Here is a 16609-nt window from a genome sequence, read left to right on the forward strand (position 1 = left end):
GCCGTCCCCTGAACACCTGACCAGTCCTGCGCTGCACGCTTCGGTACATGCGGTACGAAGGATCGTCTTGTGATCGGGCAGCCTCCCTCGATCGAGCTTTCTCGGCGTTGCAAGCCACACACTGCTTGTTGGACACATACCGCTCGTCGTGGTGACCGAACCGGCAAGCTTCGCCGGTTCTGTAGCGTGTCCAACCCTTTTCCTTAGCTTGCTCCCTGCTGATAATCTACTGGCGAGAATTCGCCGTTCCGCTCAAGGCTACGGGCCCTCAAGCCGCCACGCTGAAGCGACACTGCGCGCTCCTTCCGCATTCAGAAATGTATGTTACCCCGTAGCCGCGTACTGTCTTAGCCATTTCCGAGTTTGGCCTGCTCAGCTCCTGCACGAAGCGGGAGTATGATGTACTGGACACATCAGCCATCTTCCGAACTTCGGAACTCAGGTGCTCCCCAGGTGCAAGTGAGCTCAGCGCTTTAAGGACCTTATTAGCGGAAGGCGTTGTCTTTGTCTTCCTACTACTCGCCTTCAGTTCCCATTCTCGCACGACGACTCCAGGCATCTCGTCTATAAGCTGCGCAATGAGATCTTCACCAGCTTCCCCCTTCTGACACAGGATAAACACGTCCGTTGGCTCGCAGCCTCCGTTTGCATCAACCATCTGCCGGCATCTGACCCGATTGATGGCTTGGATCACTTCGATGACATTGTACGAGGCAATCAGCTTCGAGCTTACAGAAGCCCTATCGAGAAAATTGTCGTCAAGCCTATGCGTTTCGGCATTCGCGGAACGTGGCAATAAAGCTGCACAGATCTGTGTTGGGACGATTGGATTTAGGTATGGCAGCCCAAATATGACGACCGTTGAGCCTTTGTACCAGTCGTTCTTTCCAGTTATGTTTCCGTAGTGAGCAGTGTGGCACGACCCGAGATTGGTGACAGCTTCGCGTATGGCATCCTCTGCATCTTTATGGCAGCAAACAAGGACATCCTTATCATCGCCCCGAAGCATTGATACCGAGTTTGCTATCCCGGGCCAATCATTTGCAGCATTCTTTGTTAGATAGTGCTTACCTACTTGGTGACCCTTCGATACCCAAAGGGTGACCTTATTGTAGGTCCGAAGCTTTCGGCTCGGACGGATGATTGACATGCGCGCAGGAAGCAGTTCGTACCTCTTGTCTTTGGAAGCAGTCGCATCAAGGATAACCCCGCCTATGTCATCTGGGATCGCTGGCTCAGAAGCGGATATAGTGACGACATTGCCGGATTTAGTCGTGAAAGCGTTCCCGATCCGCTTTATCTGGCTGAGCTCGTTAATAACAGCCCGGCAAGATTCCAATTCTTTCCTCGGATCCGTATCCTTACGGCAGAATGATTGCAGATCGTCCGGTCTAACTGCCCGAAAACAGGAGGATATATCCCTATATACAAGCTCCGAAAGCCTGAGCATTAGCTCTTTGCTCAAGAAAGAATCCTTCTGAGCTTCTGCCGTTTGTACCATCTTCATAGTGGCTAAGAGCTTGGCAGTAAGTTCTTCTATTTCTCGCAGACCCGGATGGATGGAATTCCGTAGGACGTTATGGAGCACTCCGATATCATGCTGCGTGAGGCTGAACGACCTTACCAAAGGAAAAGCTTCGTCGATCACTACAAGCTGTCGGCGCCCGTACCGCCAATTGTCTAGGTATCGTATATCGGTACCAGACGACCATCCGTTTAGATGATTGAAGAACGCCTGATCAAGACCGGAATGCGTGATGGATAGCACAGCACACTGCGTGATAGCATCCGTATTGATCGATGTATCACTGTGAGCAGCTAAAGCTCTAGTTTCTGAGGCGATATAGTTGATATCTTGGGCCATTTTGTTGGCTTGATCGATTGTTCGACTTACTATCAGTACGCCGCCATGATCCGTATTGTCTGTCATAGCACAGTAAATAGACAGAGCTTCTGTCTTGCCAATTCCCGTAGGCAGACATAGAACATCCCAACTCCCATCCCTCCGGGCCTTGGCCTTGTTTAGAACGTCTGCATACATCTCCCATGTTTGATTCTGGGCTTGGCTAACTGGTCTACCCTGCATCAGCCTACGAGCTGATAAGCTTTTCGCGAAATATACGGGACAAGGTCCCATCAAGTCTCCCTTCGCTGAAAGGTTGTTACATCGGTGCTGCAAGCGACCCAAAACGGCCCCAGATTTCCCTAAAAGGAGAGAAGCCTGAAAATTGGGGAGATTTGCTGCGAGAATCGAAATTCCGGAACATCCTGGTCGCCAAGCGGCCTGCTATTCCACCTATGAAGGATACAGCCTCATTTGCTCCCAATCTTATGTGTTGCCTGATCTTCTATCGGCGATGAATACGTAGCTACTTACTGAATTAATGTTCCATGCGCAGCATTGAGCTACAATCCCAAATCAGGGCGACAAATTCATGCTGGCACCATCGTATCGACGATCTATGTGCAGATCTGGCCTTGAACTTGTTGCTCAGCCTAGCGCAATACCTGCTATTTTCGGTCTAATGATCCTGATCGTAGCCGGGCTGCATGCTTCGTTTCTGTAGTTTTACGACGATAGATTCGGGCTTAAGGTGCGTGTAGCGGAACAACATCCGCATATCTCTGTGCCCACTTATGAGGGCTACTTCTGCGGTACTCAGTCCGAGTTCGAAGAACCGGCTAACGGCCTCATGGCGCAGATCGTGGAAGCGAAGATCGAGGATCTCCGGCTGTGAGCGGGAAGCCCGTAGCTTGCATCGCTGCCAAGCCAGTTGGAAGGCATCGGGTTTGACCCAGAAAAGCCGTCCCGCGTTCCGAGCCTCTGGTGCGTGTTGTCTCTCTGTAAGGATCGAGACCGCTTTGGATGTAAGCGGGATACGACGGGAAATGCCGGTTTTTGTCCGTGGGATCGTCAGTAGGCCGGCTCTGAGATCAACATCGGACCAGCGCACGTTGAGGAGCTCACCCCGGCGCATCCCGGTCTCGATAGCGAGCTGGATTGCAGCTCTGAGCCATGTGGTTCGGCCGATCGAGCTGGGCTGCAGTAGGCTGTCCAACTCACCTTCTGCGAGCCGCCTCGTACGTCCCTCCGGTGCAGGCGGCTTTCGTACCTTCGCAAGGGGGTTTGCGGGCATTGGTATGTCCCACTCGTCTCTAGCCGTCTCGAACACGGAGCGGAGCAGGCCAAGTTCACGGATGATTGTCCCCGGGCTTACCTGCCCTGCGCGGTCGTCGCGGTAGCGGCTGAACACCTGAGGTGTAACATCAGACAGGGGCAGGGATGCCCAGGGCTGGCCCAGGAAGGCGTTCAGCCGGTTTACCTCTGGGATGTGCCCGCGTTTGCGAGGCGTCACTGTATCCCTATAGCGCGTCAGCAGGGCTGCGATTGTCGTGCTGGCGAGCAGCTTGGCATCGGCGCGCGCGTCCGAGACCAGCTGCGCCTCAGCGGCATCAAGCTCAGCCTCAACATCTCGTATCCAGCGCTGGGCCTCGGGTTTGGTAGCGAAGCTACGGGCGCGCGAGGGATGTCCGGTCCTGCGGACCTGTGCTTGCCACTTGCCGTTCCGCTTGCGGACGGTAGCCATCAGATTTCCTCACAGCTGGGACCGATTTGGGACCGGCTGATGTTGAGGAGCTTGTCTGGCGCTCAAACCAAGGCGCTAAGGCCTTGCTTTTCCGAGGAGATTTGTTGGCGCACCCGACACGATTCGAACGTGTGACCTTTGCCTTCGGAGGGCAACGCTCTATCCAGCTGAGCTACGGGTGCTAACCGCGCCGATTCCCTAACCCAACAGCGCCGCCAGCGCAACGGCTTGGGTGCACCTGGAGGCCAAACCGTGTCCGGGGGCTGTGTCGGGTCGGGCATCGAAGATCGGGGCCCCGGCCAGAAGTACGACGGTTGCCGGGTGTTGCCCGGGCGGCCTTGTGTTCACAGGCCGTTTGCCCGCCCCTGGACATCATTCGGGGGATCACGGGGCGGGGGCGGGTGTCGCAAGAGGTCAGCAGGGGAGACCGGGCCGCGAACAATTTCGGCTCGCTGCGCGTGCTCTTCGCCATCCTGGTCGTTCTTTCGCACGCACCGGAGCTGGCGGACGGCAATCGGTCGCGGGAATGGCTCACGCAGGTGTTCGGCACGCTGTCGCTCGGCGAGATCGCGGTCGACGGTTTCTTCCTGGTCAGCGGCTATCTGATCACCGCGAGCTATCGCGCCAAGCGTTCGTTCTCCGATTTCGTGATGCGGCGGGCGAGGCGAATCTATCCGGGCTTCGTGGTGGCGTCCCTGGTCTGCATCGCCGTCGTCGCCCCTTTGAGCGGGGGGAACGTCGCGGCGGTCTCGCCGGTGGAGACCGTGCTGCGGCTGTCGCTGCTGCTGATGCCCATGGTCCCGGGTGCATTCGAGGGGCTTCCCTACCCGATGCTCAACGGTGCGCTCTGGACGATTCCCTGTGAGTTCGGCTGCTACCTTCTCCTCGGCCTTGTCGGCACCGCACGCGCCCTGCGGCGGCGGGGCGGCCATCACGTGCTGCTCGCCGGCCTCGGAGGGCTCTTGATGCTGCGCCGGCTTTACCTGCCGATAGGCGCGCCGGGCGACGGGCTCGGCGCCCTGTCGGAGATGATCCGCCTGAGCTTCGTGTTCTGTTGCGGCGGGGCCTTCCGGCTGTTCGGCGACCGGATCGCCTATACCGGCCGGGGCGCGAGCCTCGCCGCGCTGCTGCTTCTGCCGCTGATGTTCAGCCCACCGCTGGCCGAACCCGCCTTCGCGATCCTCGGCGGCTACCTGATCTTCTGGTTCGCCCTGGCGGTGCGCCCGAACCTTCTCAGCCGCGCAACCGCGCAGGTCGACGCCTCGTACGGGATCTATCTCTACGCTTGGCCCGTGCAGAACCTGCTGGTTGCCCGGCTGCCGGGACTCTCGCCCTGGATGGCCGCGCTCCTCGCCCTTGCGGCGGCCATCCCCCTGGGCTTCCTGAGCTGGTATCTGGTCGAAAAGCCGATGCTCCGTGACCGGCCCGGCGGATCTGGGGGCCAGGAATCCGGCGACGCGCTGACGGCCAGGCCTGCGCTCAGCCCGTGAGGGGCCGGTAACCGCTGGCGGTCACGCGCGTTTTCAGAGGGAACGCGGGCTGCAGGGGGCGGGCAGGGGCGGGGGCACGGATGTCGCAGACGATCGATCGCGGGACGTTGGATCGGCTGATCGGCCTCGGCCGGGCGCGTGGTGAACTCACGGCCCAGGATCTCCAGGCCACGCTGCCGGTCGACAGCATGGATGTCGATGCCCTCGTGCTGGTGATGCTGGAACTCGACGCCGCGGGGGTCAGCGTCGAGCCGGAGGCCTTCGGGCCGCCCGTGGACCGGCCGGTCCCGGGATCGGTGTTGCTGCCGGCGCAGCGTTCCGGGACGCAGCCTCTGGTCCTGCCCGCGGGCGGGACGGGCGCGCCGCCCTGGCTGACTGAGCCCGCGCCGGGTCCAGCCGCCACCCCGACCGAGCGAGATCCGGACGAAGGCCGGGACGTCACCCGGGCCGTCGCCTTCGCGGGCCTCGCGACTCTGCTCGTGCTCGGCGCCGTGTCGCTGTTGCTATGATGCCTAGCCGCGGGGCTCCGCGCCGGAACGCTTCCGCGACCGACCCCGTTGGCCCCGGTCCTGGCGGACCAAGAGGACGAACTCCAACCATGCGTCAACGAGCCGACAATACCCTGGCCCTGCTGGTCTCGGCCCTGCGCGAGAGCGCAGCGCATATGGAGGCGCTGCTGACGCTGGCGCGGACCGAGATCGACGGCAACGTCCGGGCCATCGTCTCGCTGATCGCGATCGTGGGCACGATCCCCGTCCTGCTGATCGTTACCTTCTTCCTCGGGCTCGACGCGGTGGTGAAGCTGCTCGCCGTGCCGTTCGGCTCCGAGGCACCGGCAGCGCTGATCGTCGCGGCGCCATTCCTGATCGTGGCGCTCGGACTCGGCTGGCTCGGCCTGCGCCGGATGGCGCTCTCGAATCTGGAGCCGTGGCGGACCTGGCGGCAGCTGAAGCAGGATGCCCGCGAGGTGGTGCGGACCCGGGCCTGACGCGCGGGCAGTCCTGCCTCCGGGATCGCGACAGGCGTTACTGCGTCGGCGCCAGGATCGCGCTCAGTCCCGGCGCGAGCGGCACATCGAGGTGGCAGCGCAGGCCGTCGGCCTCGAAGGCGAGGTCGACATGGCCGTCGAGCTCACGCCGCACCCCGCCGGAAATCAGGCGCGTTCCAAAACCGGCCCGGGCCGGTGGCTGCCCGCGCGGGCCGCCGCTCTCCCGCCAGGTGAGCTGCAGGCGCGGCGTCTCGCCCTCCTGCGTGACGAGGGACCACGAGACCCGCACGCGTCCCCCGGGGGCCGAGAGCGCGCCGTACTTGGCCGCGTTCGTGGTCAGTTCGTGGATCGTCATCCCCAGGGCCAGCACATGCCGGGGGGACAGGGAGATGTCCGGCCCGTCGAGGCCGATCTGATCGCCGCCCGTACGATAAGGGCTCAGCTCGCTCTCCAGCACCTCGCGCAAGGAGGCGCCGCTCCAATCCTCGCGGGTCAGGAGATCGTGGGTCTTCGAGAGGGCCAGGATCCGCGCCTCCAGCCCCCCATCGGCCCCCCGGGACTGGCGGGCCAGCGCCTGCACGGTGGCCAGGGTGTTCTTCACCCGATGGTTCAATTCGTGCAGCATCGTCACCTGCTGCTCCTGAAGGGCGCGCCCGCGGCGGATCTCGGCGTGCAGATCATCGGCGTTGCGCTGGAGCGTGCCGGCCATGACGTCGAGCTTGCCCCCGAGGCGTCCGAACTCCGTCATACCGCGCAGGCCCGTGCGGGCGGTTAGGTCGCCGGCCTGCCAGGCGGCTGCGATCCTGAGCAGGCGATCGATCGGGCGGCGGATGAACATCCGACCGGCCAACAGCGCCGCCGCCAGCGCCAGTACCGCGCCCAGGACGATCAGCACCAACCCGCGGCGCGTGGCGGCGTCGATATCCGCGAAGGCCGCCGCGCTGTCGCGTCCGACCATCAGGCGCACCCCCGCGAGCGGTCCGCCCGGCATGGCCGTTGCGATGATTCGCTTGCGGCCGTCGAGGCCCTCGGCGATGCGAACGTCGCCGTCCCCGGCCGTCAGCATCACGGCGCGTTCCGGCGGGATCGGCTTGCCGATCCAGTCCGCCCCATTCGGCCGCCGCGCGATGATGAGGCCGTCGCGGTCCGTCACCGTGATGGCCGTCTCCGCCTGGTGCAATGTCTGCTCCAGGTGATCGGACAGCCAGTCGAGATCGACGGCGGCCAGGAGGAGGCCCGTGGCCGGGCCGTCGATCGCGTCCCCGCCGGCCACAACCCGGGCGAAGTGGATCGAAGGTCGGTTCGATACCGTCCCCAGCGTGTAGCCTCCGACCGCGAAGCCGCCCGCCTCCAGGGCGCGGCGATGATAGGCCCGCGCGCCGGTCGAGTAGGATCCCGGCGCCGAACCGGCGCTGTCGCAGATCACGCTGCCGCCGGGATCCGTAAGCGCGATCAGGATCACGTGCGGGAGCCGAGCCGCGGATCGCTTCAGGTAGGCCGTGCAGGCGGCGGGGTCGCGCACCTGCACAGACGGATCTCCGGAGATCAGATCGAGGGCCTGCCGCATCCGCTCCGAGAGCTGGGAAAAATCCTCGGCGGCGCCGCGGACGGTGGCAAGGGCGTCGGCCCGGAGCGCCGCGTCGCGGCTCGTCCGCAGGGCGACCTCGTTGTAGCCCTGGATCGCCAGCGCCGGGGTGAGCGCCAGCAGCACCAGTAGCAGGATACGCGTGGTGAGCGACATCGGCGGTCAGTCGAGACCCGCGCCGGAATGCGCAGCCTGGAGCGCGGCGCCTCCGACGTCGACCGGAACCTCCACGATCAGGTCGCGCAAAGCCGGCTCATCCTCTGCCACGCGCACGCTGTCGCTGCGCCCGGTCTGGTGCGCTTCGGTCAGGCCTGCCGTCGCCGTCTCGGGTGCCACGACGGCGGCGTGCCCCGACAGATAGAGCTTGACCGTCCGGGTGCAAACCGACTCGGCGTCGATACGGCCATGTCCCGCCGGCTCGATCAAACCGTCGTTCCTCGACAGGCTGGCGCAGAGCGGCACGAAGGCCTCGGCGGCGCGCTTCAAGCTCACGGCGCGCGGGCAGTGCGATATCGCCCGGGCACAGCCGGAGGAGCGATAGGGGAGAGTTCGAAGGCGGGACGCCGGCTCATCTCGGCCTTGTTGCAGAACCGCCTGACGCTCGCCAGCCCGCAGATGGCCTCGGAGGCCGACTGCCTTAATGCTCGCGGCTGCGGGCGCCGCCTGCGATGGGGCGAAGATGCAGGAAGCTGCGCTCCCCCGTAGCCGCCTCGGCCACGTGCTGGATCGTGTCGAGCAGCTCGGTGACCGCCTGCGGCGCGTCAGGGCGGAACTGCGCCTTGGGCTCGACCCAGCGCTTCTGGGTGCGCCTCGCGGCGATCTGAGCCTCACTCAGCGCATCGAAATCCCGGCGTCGAACCATGGCCCTGCCCTCCGCCGGTAACTGTGTCGGGGCATGGTTGACGAACGGTTAATAGGCCTGCCGGATCGATGCCGGCACGGCGGCCATATCCCACCGAGGGGAGGGCTGCCGTGCCGCGGGGTGACGGCGCGCGAGCCTATAGTGACCCCGGTCCGCGCGGGTCCGGCTGGTCCGCTAAAGATTGCCAAGCTTCATCACCGCGTCTGATCCCTGAGTGGAGCCTGGAGGAGGCCCTGGCCGAAGCGCACAGCGTGATCGAAGAAATGGCGGGCTCCGTCGGGACGGGCGCCCCCGGCGCAACGTGGACCCTCGTGGTTCGGAAGGCGGCCGGCTCGGTGGTCGGCCGCGTCCCGATCCGGGCGTGACGGCGCCGCGATCAAAGAACCCGCCGCGGCACAGGCCGGGCGGGTTTGAAGGTGATCTCGTCTCGGAGAAGGCCGCACCCTAAACACTGCATTCCATCGCTACATCCCCCATCCGGGGGACAGCCTCCACACGATTCAGCGATCCCTCGTCAGCGATCCCTCGGCCGGGTGTGGCCGGCCCCGTAGATCAAGCCATCAGCGGCCGAAGGCGCGGGGCGGCAGGCCGGTCACTTCGACATCGAGCTCGAACAGCGCCCCGGCGGACGGCTCGTGCTCGACGCCCCGCGACGCCGACGTGACGAACAACCGATCGAGCCCGGGGCCCGCGAAGGCGCAGCTCGTGATGTTGGTGGCTGGGAGCGGGATCGCCCGCAGGAGGCGCCCGTCCGGATCCAGCCGGCTGATCCGGCCCGCCCCCCAATGGGCGATCCAGAGGCAGCCATCGGCATCCGTGGTCATCCCGTCCGGCCAGCCCCAGGCCTCGGGAAAGCGCAGGAATTCGCGTTTGCCCGACAGGGTCCCGTCGGCAGCGAGATCGAAGGCGAAAACGGTCCGGGCCGCGCTGTCGCTGTGATAGAGGATCCGGCCGTCGCGGCTGAACGTCGGGCCGTTGGCAACGCCGTAATCGCCGTCCATCCGGCGCCAGGTCAGGTCGGGATCGAGCCGGTGCAGGGCCCCCGAGATTGCGGTCTCGGCCTGGTGCATGCTCCCGGCCCAGATCCGGCCGGCCGAGTCGACCTTGGCGTCGTTCAAGCGGTTGTCCGGGTAATCCGGCTCCGGATCGCCGATCGGCGTCACGCTGCCGGCCTCTAGGTCGAACAGTGCAAAGCCGCTCTTCAGGCCGATCACGAAGTCGCGCCGGCCGGCGCGGGGGATGATCCAGCCGATCGGCTCCGGGAACGGGCGCGTGCCCGTCTGGCCGCTCGCGAGGTCGAGCCAGCGGAGGGCCGGCGCCTCGATATCGACCCAGAACAGCCGCCCCCGCTCCGGCACCCAGATGGGGCCTTCGCCGAGTCGGTCGCGCTCGGCACGGGGGACGATGCGAAACTGTGCTTCCATGGATTGCCTTGTCCAGTCCGGCGACGGGGCACGGCCCGCCGCCACGTGCGGCCTCGCCGACGATGGCTGATCAGGCGCGGTCGGAGGCGACTTGGCCCGGCCGGCTGCCCCAGAGGGCGAAGAACAGGACGTAGAGCTCGCAGGCGGCGGTGATCAGGAAGGAATACTGCAGGCCGAACCGGTCGGCGGCCCAGCCCTGCACCACCACCAGGGAGCCCCCGGCGATCGCCATAATCAGCAGGCCCGCCCCCTCCTCGGTCAGGGGCCCGAGGCCGCGGATGCCGAGGGTGAAGATCGTCGGGAACATGACGGCGTGGAACAACCCCACGGAGATCAGCGCCCACATCGCGAGCGACCCGGTCGCGAAGGTCGCCACCAGCATCACCGCGAAGGCCGCGATGGCCGCACCGGCCAGGATGGTCTCGGCGGAGCGCCCCTGCATCAGGTAGCTGCCGACGAAGCGGCCGACCATCATCCCACCCCAGAGCAGGAACAGGTAATGCGAGGCCTGCGTGTGCGTGAGGTTGCCGATCTCCGGCTGCGAGACGAAGTTGATGAACAGGTTCGAGACCCCGATCTCGGCGATCAGGTAGATGAAGATCGCCGGCACGCCGAACACGAGGTTGCGGTGGCGCCAGAGCGACAGGCCCGCGCGCTCGACCCTGGCGGCGCGCTTCGCGCCGCCGCTTCCGATGGCCGGCAGCGGGAAGCGCGCGATCACCACGGCCAGTACGACGAGGATCGCCGCCACGATCAGGTAGGGGAGTTGCACCGACTGCGCGTCGGCTAGCCGTTCGGCCGGACTCAGGGTGACGCCGGCGGCGACGTTGCCCGAGGCGGAGCGGCCGAGGATCAGGTAGCCGCCGAACAAAGGCGCCAGGGTCGTGCCGAACGAGTTGAAGGCCTGGACGAGGTTGAGGCGCGCCGGGGCGCCCTCCTGCGGCCCGACCACCGCCACGTAGGGGTTGGCGGCGACCTGGAGCAGGGTGATGCCGCTGGCGATCACGAACAGGGCGGTCAGCGTGATCGCGTACGAGACCTGGTGCGAGGCCAGGACCATGCCGAGGGTCCCCAGCGCCATGATGCAGAGGCCCACCACCAGGGCGCGCTGGTAGCCGATGCGCGCGATCAGCTTCGCCGCCGGGATCGACGCAATGAAATACGCGATGAACCACACCGACTCGATCAGCGTGGTCTGCGTGTAGCTGAGGTCGAACACGCTCCGCAGATGGGGCAGCAGCGTGTTGTTGATGACCGTGATGAAGCCCCACATGAAGAACAGGCTCGCGAGCAGCGAGAGAGCCGGGCGGTAGCTGCCCTCCTCCCGCGTCATCGTCCCCGCCGCGGGCGACCCGAGGCTCGCGATCGGTCCTGCCATCGAACGTTTCCTCTTGCCGCAGCCGCCTTACCGGGGCCCCTTGTTGTAGAAGACAATTGTATGAGTATATAGCGATTCTACGGACGTCAACCGCGGCCTCCGTCGAGGACCCGCGCCCGGTCGGCAAACGGTCGGCACGACGCGGTGGGCATCGCACGGGGGGATCGCATGCGTGGAGCAGGATCGGTAGCGCTGGGTGCCTGTGCAGCAATCCCGATGGCCGCACAGGCGGCCGAACCGGTCCGGACGCTGTTCGGCACCCTCCCGGACGGCCGCACCGTCGAGGAGGTGACGCTCACCAACGGCAAGGGCGTCACCGCCCGGGTGATCGCCTGGGGTGCCCTGCTGCGGAGCCTCGAGGTGCCCGACCGCGCCGGCAAACCCGCCGACATCGTCCTCGGCTACGGCGATCTCGCCGGCTACCTCGCCCAACCCAACTATTTCGGCGTCAGCGTCGGGCGCTACGCCAACCGGATCCGTGGTGGCCGCTTCACGCTCGACGGTCGGACCTACACACTCGCCACCAACGACGGCCCCAACGCCCTTCACGGCGGCATCGCGGGCTTCGACAAGCGGCTCTGGACCATCACCGAGGTGAAAGGCGGTGCCACGCCATCGGTCACCTTGCGCTACGTCAGCCCGGACGGCGAGGAGGGCTATCCCGGCACGCTCACGGTCACCGCAACCTACGCCCTGGACGACACCGACACCCTCACGGTCACCTACCTCGCCACCACCGACAAGCCGACCATCGTCAACCTGACCAATCACAGCTTCTTCAACCTCGCCGGCGAGGGCTCCGGCCGCGCGGTCCTGGATAACATCCTGACCATTCCGGCCGGCCGCTACACGCCGGTCGATGCGACGCTTATCCCCACGGGGGAGCAGGTCCCGGTGGCGGGCACGCCGTTCGATTTCCGCAAACCGACGGTGATCGGGTCCCGCATCCGCGACGGACGCGACATCCAGATCGTGCGCGGGCGCGGCTACGACCACAACTGGGTCGTGACCGACGCACCCACTGCCGAGCCGCACCTCGTGGCCCGGGTCGAGGATCCGGCATCGGGCCGCGTCCTCGAAGTCGCCAGCAACCAGCCCGGCGTGCAGTTCTACGCGGGCAACTTCCTCGATGCGACCGCGGTGGGCAAATCCGGCCTCGCTTATCGGCAATCGGACGCCCTGGCGCTGGAGCCCGGGCTGTTCCCCGACACCCCGAACCAGCCGGCCTTCGGCTCGGCCCGGCTCGATCCGGGCGCGACCTATCGGAACGTGATCACCTATCGCTTCTCCACCAGCGCGGCGCAGCGAGGCCACGAGTGACGGGTTGCCCCGCAGGATCGACATGACCGCGATCCCCGAGGGCGCGCCTGATTTCAGCATCGGCGCCGGGACACTGCGACCGCCCCAGGCACCACAACCTGATGTGTATGAGTAAACGGTGTGGCCTGCACGTAATCGGCAGGCCAACCCGCCGACGGCAAAGGAAAGTGCGGATGCGTGGGTTGAGTTGGTTGGTGCTTTGCGCTTGTGCGGCGATCCCGGTGGTCGCCCAGGCGGCCGAGCCGGTCCGAACCGTGTTCGGCACCCTGCCGGATGGCCGCACCGTCGAGGAGGTAACGCTGACCAACGGCAAGGGCGTCACCGCCCGGGTGATTGCCTGGGGCGCCCTGCTGCGGACCCTCGAAGTCCCGGACCGCGCCGGGAAGCCCGCCGACATCGTCCTCGGCTACAACGATCTCGCCACGTATCTCGACAAGCCGAAGCGGTTCGGGGTGACCGTCGGGCGTTACGCCAACCGGATCCGAGGCGGGCATTTCACCCTCGACGGCCGGACCTACACCCTGGCCACCAATGACGGCCCGAACACCCTGCACGGCGGCAATGCCGGCTTCGACAAGCGGCTTTGGACCATCACCGAGGTGAAAGGCGGTGCCACGCCATCGGTCACCTTGCGCTACGTCAGCCCGGACGGCGAGGAGGGTTTTCCCGGCACGCTCACCGTGACCGCGACCTACGCGCTGGACGCCGCCGACACGCTCACCATCACCTACCAGGCCACCACCGACAAGCCGACCGTCGTCAACCTGACCAACCACAGCTTCTTCAACCTGGCCGGCGAGGGCTCAGGTCGCTCGGTCCTCGACCAGATTCTGACCATCCCGGCCGAGCGCTACACCCCGGTCGACGCCACGCAGATCCCCACGGGTGAGCAGGTCCCGGTGGCGGGCACGCCGTTCGACTTCCGCAAGCCGACGGTGATCGGGTCGCACATCCGCGACGGGCGGGACATCCAGATCGTGCGCGGGCGCGGCTACGACCATAACTGGGTCGTGACCGAGACGCCCACCGCCGAGCCGCACCCCGTTGCGAAGATCGAGGATCCTCACTCGGGCCGGGTTCTGGAGGTCGCCAGCAACCAGCCAGGTGTGCAATTCTACACCGGAAACTTCATCGATGCGACCGTGGTGGGTAAATCCGGCCTCGTTTACCGGCAGTCGGACGCCCTCGCGATCGAGCCCGAATTGTTCCCCGACACGCCGAACCAGCCGGCCTTCGGCTCGGCCCGGCTCGACCCCGGCGCCACATACCGGAACGTGATCACCTACCGCTTCTCCGCCAGCTCCGCACCCCGGACTCAGCCATGACCGATCGCCCGACCAACCGCCCCCTGCGCTCGCGCGCCTGGTTCGACAACCCTGACAATATCGACATGACCGCGCTCTACCTGGAGCGCTACCTGAATTTCGGCCTGAGCCTGGAGGAACTCCGCTCGGGCAAGCCGATCATCGGCATCGCCCAGACCGGCTCGGACCTGTCGCCGTGCAACCGGCACCATCTCGTCCTGGCGGAGCGCGTGCGCGAGGGCATCCGCGAGGCCGGTGGCATCGCGCTCGAATTCCCGGTCCATCCGATCCAGGAGACCGGTAAGCGGCCCACCGCCGGCCTCGACCGCAACCTCGCCTATCTCGGCCTGGTCGAGCTCCTGTACGGCTACCCCCTCGACGGCGTGGTGCTGACCACCGGCTGCGACAAGACCACCCCGGCCTGCCTGATGGCGGCCGCCACCGTGAACATCCCGGCCATCGCCCTGTCGGTGGGGCCGATGCTCAACGGCTGGTACAAGGGTCAGCGCACCGGCTCCGGCACGATCGTGTGGCGGGCGCGCCAGATGCTGGCCGCGGGGGAAATCGACAACGACGGCTTCATCAAGCTGGTGACCTCGTCTGCGCCCTCCACCGGCTACTGCAACACCATGGGTACGGCGACGACGATGAATGCCCTCGGCGAGGCGCTCGGCATGATGCTGCCGGGCTCCGCGGCGATCCCGGCGCCCTACCGGGACCGCCAGGAGGTCGCCTACCGCACGGGCAAGCGTATCGTGGAGATGGTCGCTGAGGACCTGAAGCCGACCGACATCCTGACCCGCGAGGCCTTTCTCAACGCGATCGTGCTCAACTCGGCGATCGGCGGCTCCACCAACGCCCCGATCCACCTGGCCGCGCTCGCCCGCCATGCGGGGGTCGAGCTCGACATCGCCGATTGGCAGACGCACGGCCTCGACGTGCCGCTGCTCGTCAATCTGCAACCGGCGGGCGAGTATCTCGGTGAGGATTATTATCGCGCCGGCGGCCTCCCGGCGGTGGCCGCGCAGTTGATGCAACGCGGGCTGCTCCACGAGAACGCCCTGACGGTGAACGGCCGCACCATCGGCGACAATTGCCGCGACGCGGTGATCGAGGACGAGGATGTGATCCGCCCGATCGACCGGCCGCTGAAGGAGGCGGCAGGCTTCCTGGTGCTGCGCGGCAACCTGTTCGACGCCGCGATCATGAAGACCAGCGTGATCGGAGAGGAATTTCGGCTGCGCTACCTCTCGAACCCCGAGGATCCGGAGGCCTTCGAGGGCCGGGCCGTGGTGTTCGACGGACCGGAGGATTACCACCACCGCATCGACGACCCGGCGCTGGGGATCGACGACAACAGCATCCTGATCATGCGGGGCGCCGGCCCCGTCGGCTATCCGGGCGCGGCCGAGGTGGTGAACATGCGCCCGCCCGCCTACCTGATCCGCTCCGGGGTGCACGCGCTGCCGTGCCTCGGCGACGGGCGTCAATCCGGCACCTCGGCCTCGCCGTCCATCCTTAACGCCTCGCCCGAGGCGGCGGTCGGCGGCGGCCTTGCGCTGCTGCGCACCGGCGATCGGGTGCGGATCGACCTGAAGCGCGGCACTGCCGACATGCTGCTCGACGCGGACGAGATCGAGCGTCGGCGCAAGGCCCTCGAGGAGGCAGGGGGCTACGCCTATCCGGCGTCCCAGACCCCGTGGCAGGCGATCCAACGCGCATCCGTGGGGCAGATGCACACCGGCGCGATCCTCGAGGGCGCCGAGCGCTTCCAGCGGATTGCGCAGACCAGCGGGCTGCCGCGCGACAACCACTGAGCCGAAGCCCCGCCGCCGCGAGCGATGGCGGCGGGGTTTGTTATGCCTTGAGCGAGAGCTCGGTGTCGGCGAGCGCGAGGCGGACCAGTTCGGTCATCGCCGTGCGCGCCGCCTCGACGTCGCCGGCCACGATTGCCTCGTACAGGATTCGGTGGTCCGGCATCGGATCCCGGGGCAGGGCGCTACGGCGCTGTTTAAAGATCGTCGTCCACGTCACGGCCGCAGCAATGGAACTGGACAGGGCCATCAGCGGCCCGTTGCGCGCCGCCTCCAGGATCGTGTTGTGGAAGGCCTGGTCGGCGGCGCGCCCGATCTCGGTGGAAAGTCCGTAGCGACCCATCTCCTCCAGGGCGTGGCCCATCCGGGAAATGTCGAGGCCCGAGCGCCGCTCCGCCGCCAGAGCCGCCGCCGCCGGCTCGACGATCATCCGCAATTCGAACAGATCCCGGATGAACGATTCACTCGGCTCGGCCTCGAAGGCCCAGGCGAGGATGTCCGGGTCGAGCAGATTCCAGCGGCTGCGCTGGGTCACGCGGGTGCCGGTGCGGGGCCGGCTCTCGACCAGCCCCTTGGCGCTCAGGATGCGGACCGCCTCGCGATAGGCGGTGCGCGAGACCTTCAGCTGCTCCGAGAACTCGATCTCGCCGGGCAGCACGTCCCCCGGCGCGTAGCGGCCGGCCAGGATAGCGATGCCCAGATCGCGCGCCACCGAGCCGTGGATTCGGCGCGAGCCCGAGGCCAGCGGCAGCTTGATGTCCTCGAACGCCGGATCCCCCCTCACCTGATACCTCCAGTCCGAGCCGCCAGGACGGGGCAGGATCGCCGCGATCGTACCCGGAAGTTGTAGGAGTGCA

The 16609-nt window shown here is 66.1% G+C and carries 14 protein-coding genes and 1 tRNA gene; 6 read left to right on the forward strand and 9 right to left on the reverse strand.

From position 1 onward, the window contains the following. Positions 1 to 268: 268 nt before the first annotated feature. From AO398_RS28125 to AO398_RS05270, 3 genes are all read right to left on the reverse strand, one after another. A complete protein-coding gene (locus tag AO398_RS28125; protein ID WP_348272347.1) occupies positions 269 to 2137 on the reverse strand; it encodes a DEAD/DEAH box helicase in 1869 nt (622 codons plus the stop codon). Between the two features lie 385 nt (positions 2138 to 2522). Further along, positions 2523 to 3587, reverse strand: coding sequence for a site-specific integrase (locus tag AO398_RS05265; RefSeq protein ID WP_058190981.1), 1065 nt, complete (start codon positions 3585 to 3587; stop codon positions 2523 to 2525). Between the two features lie 105 nt (positions 3588 to 3692). Continuing rightward, a tRNA-Arg gene (locus tag AO398_RS05270) sits at positions 3693 to 3769 on the reverse strand. Between the two features lie 219 nt (positions 3770 to 3988). On the opposite strand from AO398_RS05270, the gene AO398_RS05275 reads away from it, so the two are divergent. The 3 genes from AO398_RS05275 to AO398_RS05285 all read left to right on the forward strand — a co-directional run bounded on the left by AO398_RS05275 (position 3989) and on the right by AO398_RS05285 (position 6065). Further along, positions 3989 to 5077, forward strand: coding sequence for an acyltransferase (locus AO398_RS05275; RefSeq protein WP_058190982.1), 1089 nt, complete (start codon positions 3989 to 3991; stop codon positions 5075 to 5077). 80 nt (positions 5078 to 5157) lie between these two features. Further along, positions 5158 to 5586, forward strand: coding sequence for an RNA polymerase sigma factor region1.1 domain-containing protein (locus AO398_RS05280; protein WP_058190983.1), 429 nt, complete (start codon positions 5158 to 5160; stop codon positions 5584 to 5586). Between the two features lie 89 nt (positions 5587 to 5675). Continuing rightward, positions 5676 to 6065: a phage holin family protein gene (locus AO398_RS05285; RefSeq protein WP_058190984.1), complete on the forward strand. Its 390-nt coding sequence runs from the start codon at positions 5676 to 5678 to the stop codon at positions 6063 to 6065. 37 nt (positions 6066 to 6102) lie between these two features. Here AO398_RS05285 and AO398_RS05290 read toward each other — a convergent pair whose 3' ends face one another. From AO398_RS05290 to AO398_RS05310, 5 genes are all read right to left on the reverse strand, one after another. After that, positions 6103 to 7806, reverse strand: a complete 1704-nt coding sequence (locus tag AO398_RS05290; RefSeq protein ID WP_058190985.1) for an HWE histidine kinase domain-containing protein — start codon at positions 7804 to 7806, stop codon at positions 6103 to 6105. Between the two features lie 6 nt (positions 7807 to 7812). Then, positions 7813 to 8142, reverse strand: a complete 330-nt coding sequence (locus AO398_RS05295; protein ID WP_152997423.1) for a hypothetical protein — start codon at positions 8140 to 8142, stop codon at positions 7813 to 7815. Positions 8143 to 8287: 145 nt separating this feature from the next. Then, positions 8288 to 8512: a hypothetical protein gene (locus AO398_RS05300; RefSeq protein WP_058190987.1), complete on the reverse strand. Its 225-nt coding sequence runs from the start codon at positions 8510 to 8512 to the stop codon at positions 8288 to 8290. A 560-nt stretch (positions 8513 to 9072) separates the two neighbouring features. Next, positions 9073 to 9936 carry an SMP-30/gluconolactonase/LRE family protein gene (locus AO398_RS05305; protein WP_058190988.1) on the reverse strand — a complete coding sequence of 288 codons (864 nt, stop codon included), beginning with the start codon at positions 9934 to 9936 and terminating at the stop codon, positions 9073 to 9075. Between the two features lie 70 nt (positions 9937 to 10006). Beyond that, entirely contained in the window at positions 10007 to 11314 is a 1308-nt protein-coding gene (locus AO398_RS05310; protein WP_058190989.1) for a sugar MFS transporter, read from the reverse strand. A 216-nt stretch (positions 11315 to 11530) separates the two neighbouring features. Between AO398_RS05310 and AO398_RS05315 the strand changes: the two genes are divergently transcribed. The 3 genes from AO398_RS05315 to AO398_RS05325 all read left to right on the forward strand — a co-directional run bounded on the left by AO398_RS05315 (position 11531) and on the right by AO398_RS05325 (position 15755). Continuing rightward, positions 11531 to 12634 carry an aldose epimerase family protein gene (locus AO398_RS05315; RefSeq protein WP_058190990.1) on the forward strand — a complete coding sequence of 368 codons (1104 nt, stop codon included), beginning with the start codon at positions 11531 to 11533 and terminating at the stop codon, positions 12632 to 12634. A gap of 173 nt (positions 12635 to 12807) precedes the next feature. Further along, on the forward strand, positions 12808 to 13959 hold the full coding sequence (locus AO398_RS05320; RefSeq protein ID WP_058190991.1) for an aldose epimerase family protein: 1152 nt from the start codon (positions 12808 to 12810) through the stop codon (positions 13957 to 13959). Continuing rightward, positions 13956 to 15755, forward strand: a complete 1800-nt coding sequence (locus AO398_RS05325) for an IlvD/Edd family dehydratase (RefSeq protein WP_058190992.1) — start codon at positions 13956 to 13958, stop codon at positions 15753 to 15755. The genes AO398_RS05320 and AO398_RS05325 overlap by 4 nt, the downstream gene beginning before the upstream one ends. Before the next feature lie 40 nt (positions 15756 to 15795). Here AO398_RS05325 and AO398_RS05330 read toward each other — a convergent pair whose 3' ends face one another. After that, entirely contained in the window at positions 15796 to 16536 is a 741-nt protein-coding gene (locus AO398_RS05330; RefSeq protein ID WP_058190993.1) for a FadR/GntR family transcriptional regulator, read from the reverse strand. Between the last annotated feature and the right edge of the window lie 73 nt (positions 16537 to 16609).

The sequence above is a fragment of the Methylobacterium sp. GXS13 genome (assembly GCF_001455965.1).
Lineage (GTDB): Bacteria > Pseudomonadota > Alphaproteobacteria > Rhizobiales > Beijerinckiaceae > Methylobacterium.

Excerpts from the sequence above, each read along its gene's own strand:
- AO398_RS05325 (WP_058190992.1), top strand. The coding sequence starts at position 13,956 with ATGACCGATCGCCCGACCAACCGCCCCCTGCGCTCGCGCGCCTGGTTC.
- AO398_RS05315 (WP_058190990.1), top strand. The coding sequence starts at position 11,531 with ATGGCCGCACAGGCGGCCGAACCGGTCCGGACGCTGTTCGGCACCCTC.
- AO398_RS05305 (WP_058190988.1), bottom strand. The coding sequence starts at position 9,936 with ATGGAAGCACAGTTTCGCATCGTCCCCCGTGCCGAGCGCGACCGACTC.
- AO398_RS05280 (WP_058190983.1), top strand. The coding sequence starts at position 5,158 with ATGTCGCAGACGATCGATCGCGGGACGTTGGATCGGCTGATCGGCCTC.
- AO398_RS05285 (WP_058190984.1), top strand. The coding sequence starts at position 5,676 with ATGCGTCAACGAGCCGACAATACCCTGGCCCTGCTGGTCTCGGCCCTG.
- AO398_RS05300 (WP_058190987.1), bottom strand. The coding sequence starts at position 8,512 with ATGGTTCGACGCCGGGATTTCGATGCGCTGAGTGAGGCTCAGATCGCC.
- AO398_RS05265 (WP_058190981.1), bottom strand. The coding sequence starts at position 3,587 with ATGGCTACCGTCCGCAAGCGGAACGGCAAGTGGCAAGCACAGGTCCGC.
- AO398_RS05310 (WP_058190989.1), bottom strand. The coding sequence starts at position 11,314 with ATGGCAGGACCGATCGCGAGCCTCGGGTCGCCCGCGGCGGGGACGATG.
- AO398_RS05290 (WP_058190985.1), bottom strand. The coding sequence starts at position 7,806 with ATGTCGCTCACCACGCGTATCCTGCTACTGGTGCTGCTGGCGCTCACC.
- AO398_RS05320 (WP_058190991.1), top strand. The coding sequence starts at position 12,808 with ATGCGTGGGTTGAGTTGGTTGGTGCTTTGCGCTTGTGCGGCGATCCCG.
- AO398_RS28125 (WP_348272347.1), bottom strand. The coding sequence starts at position 2,137 with ATGGGACCTTGTCCCGTATATTTCGCGAAAAGCTTATCAGCTCGTAGG.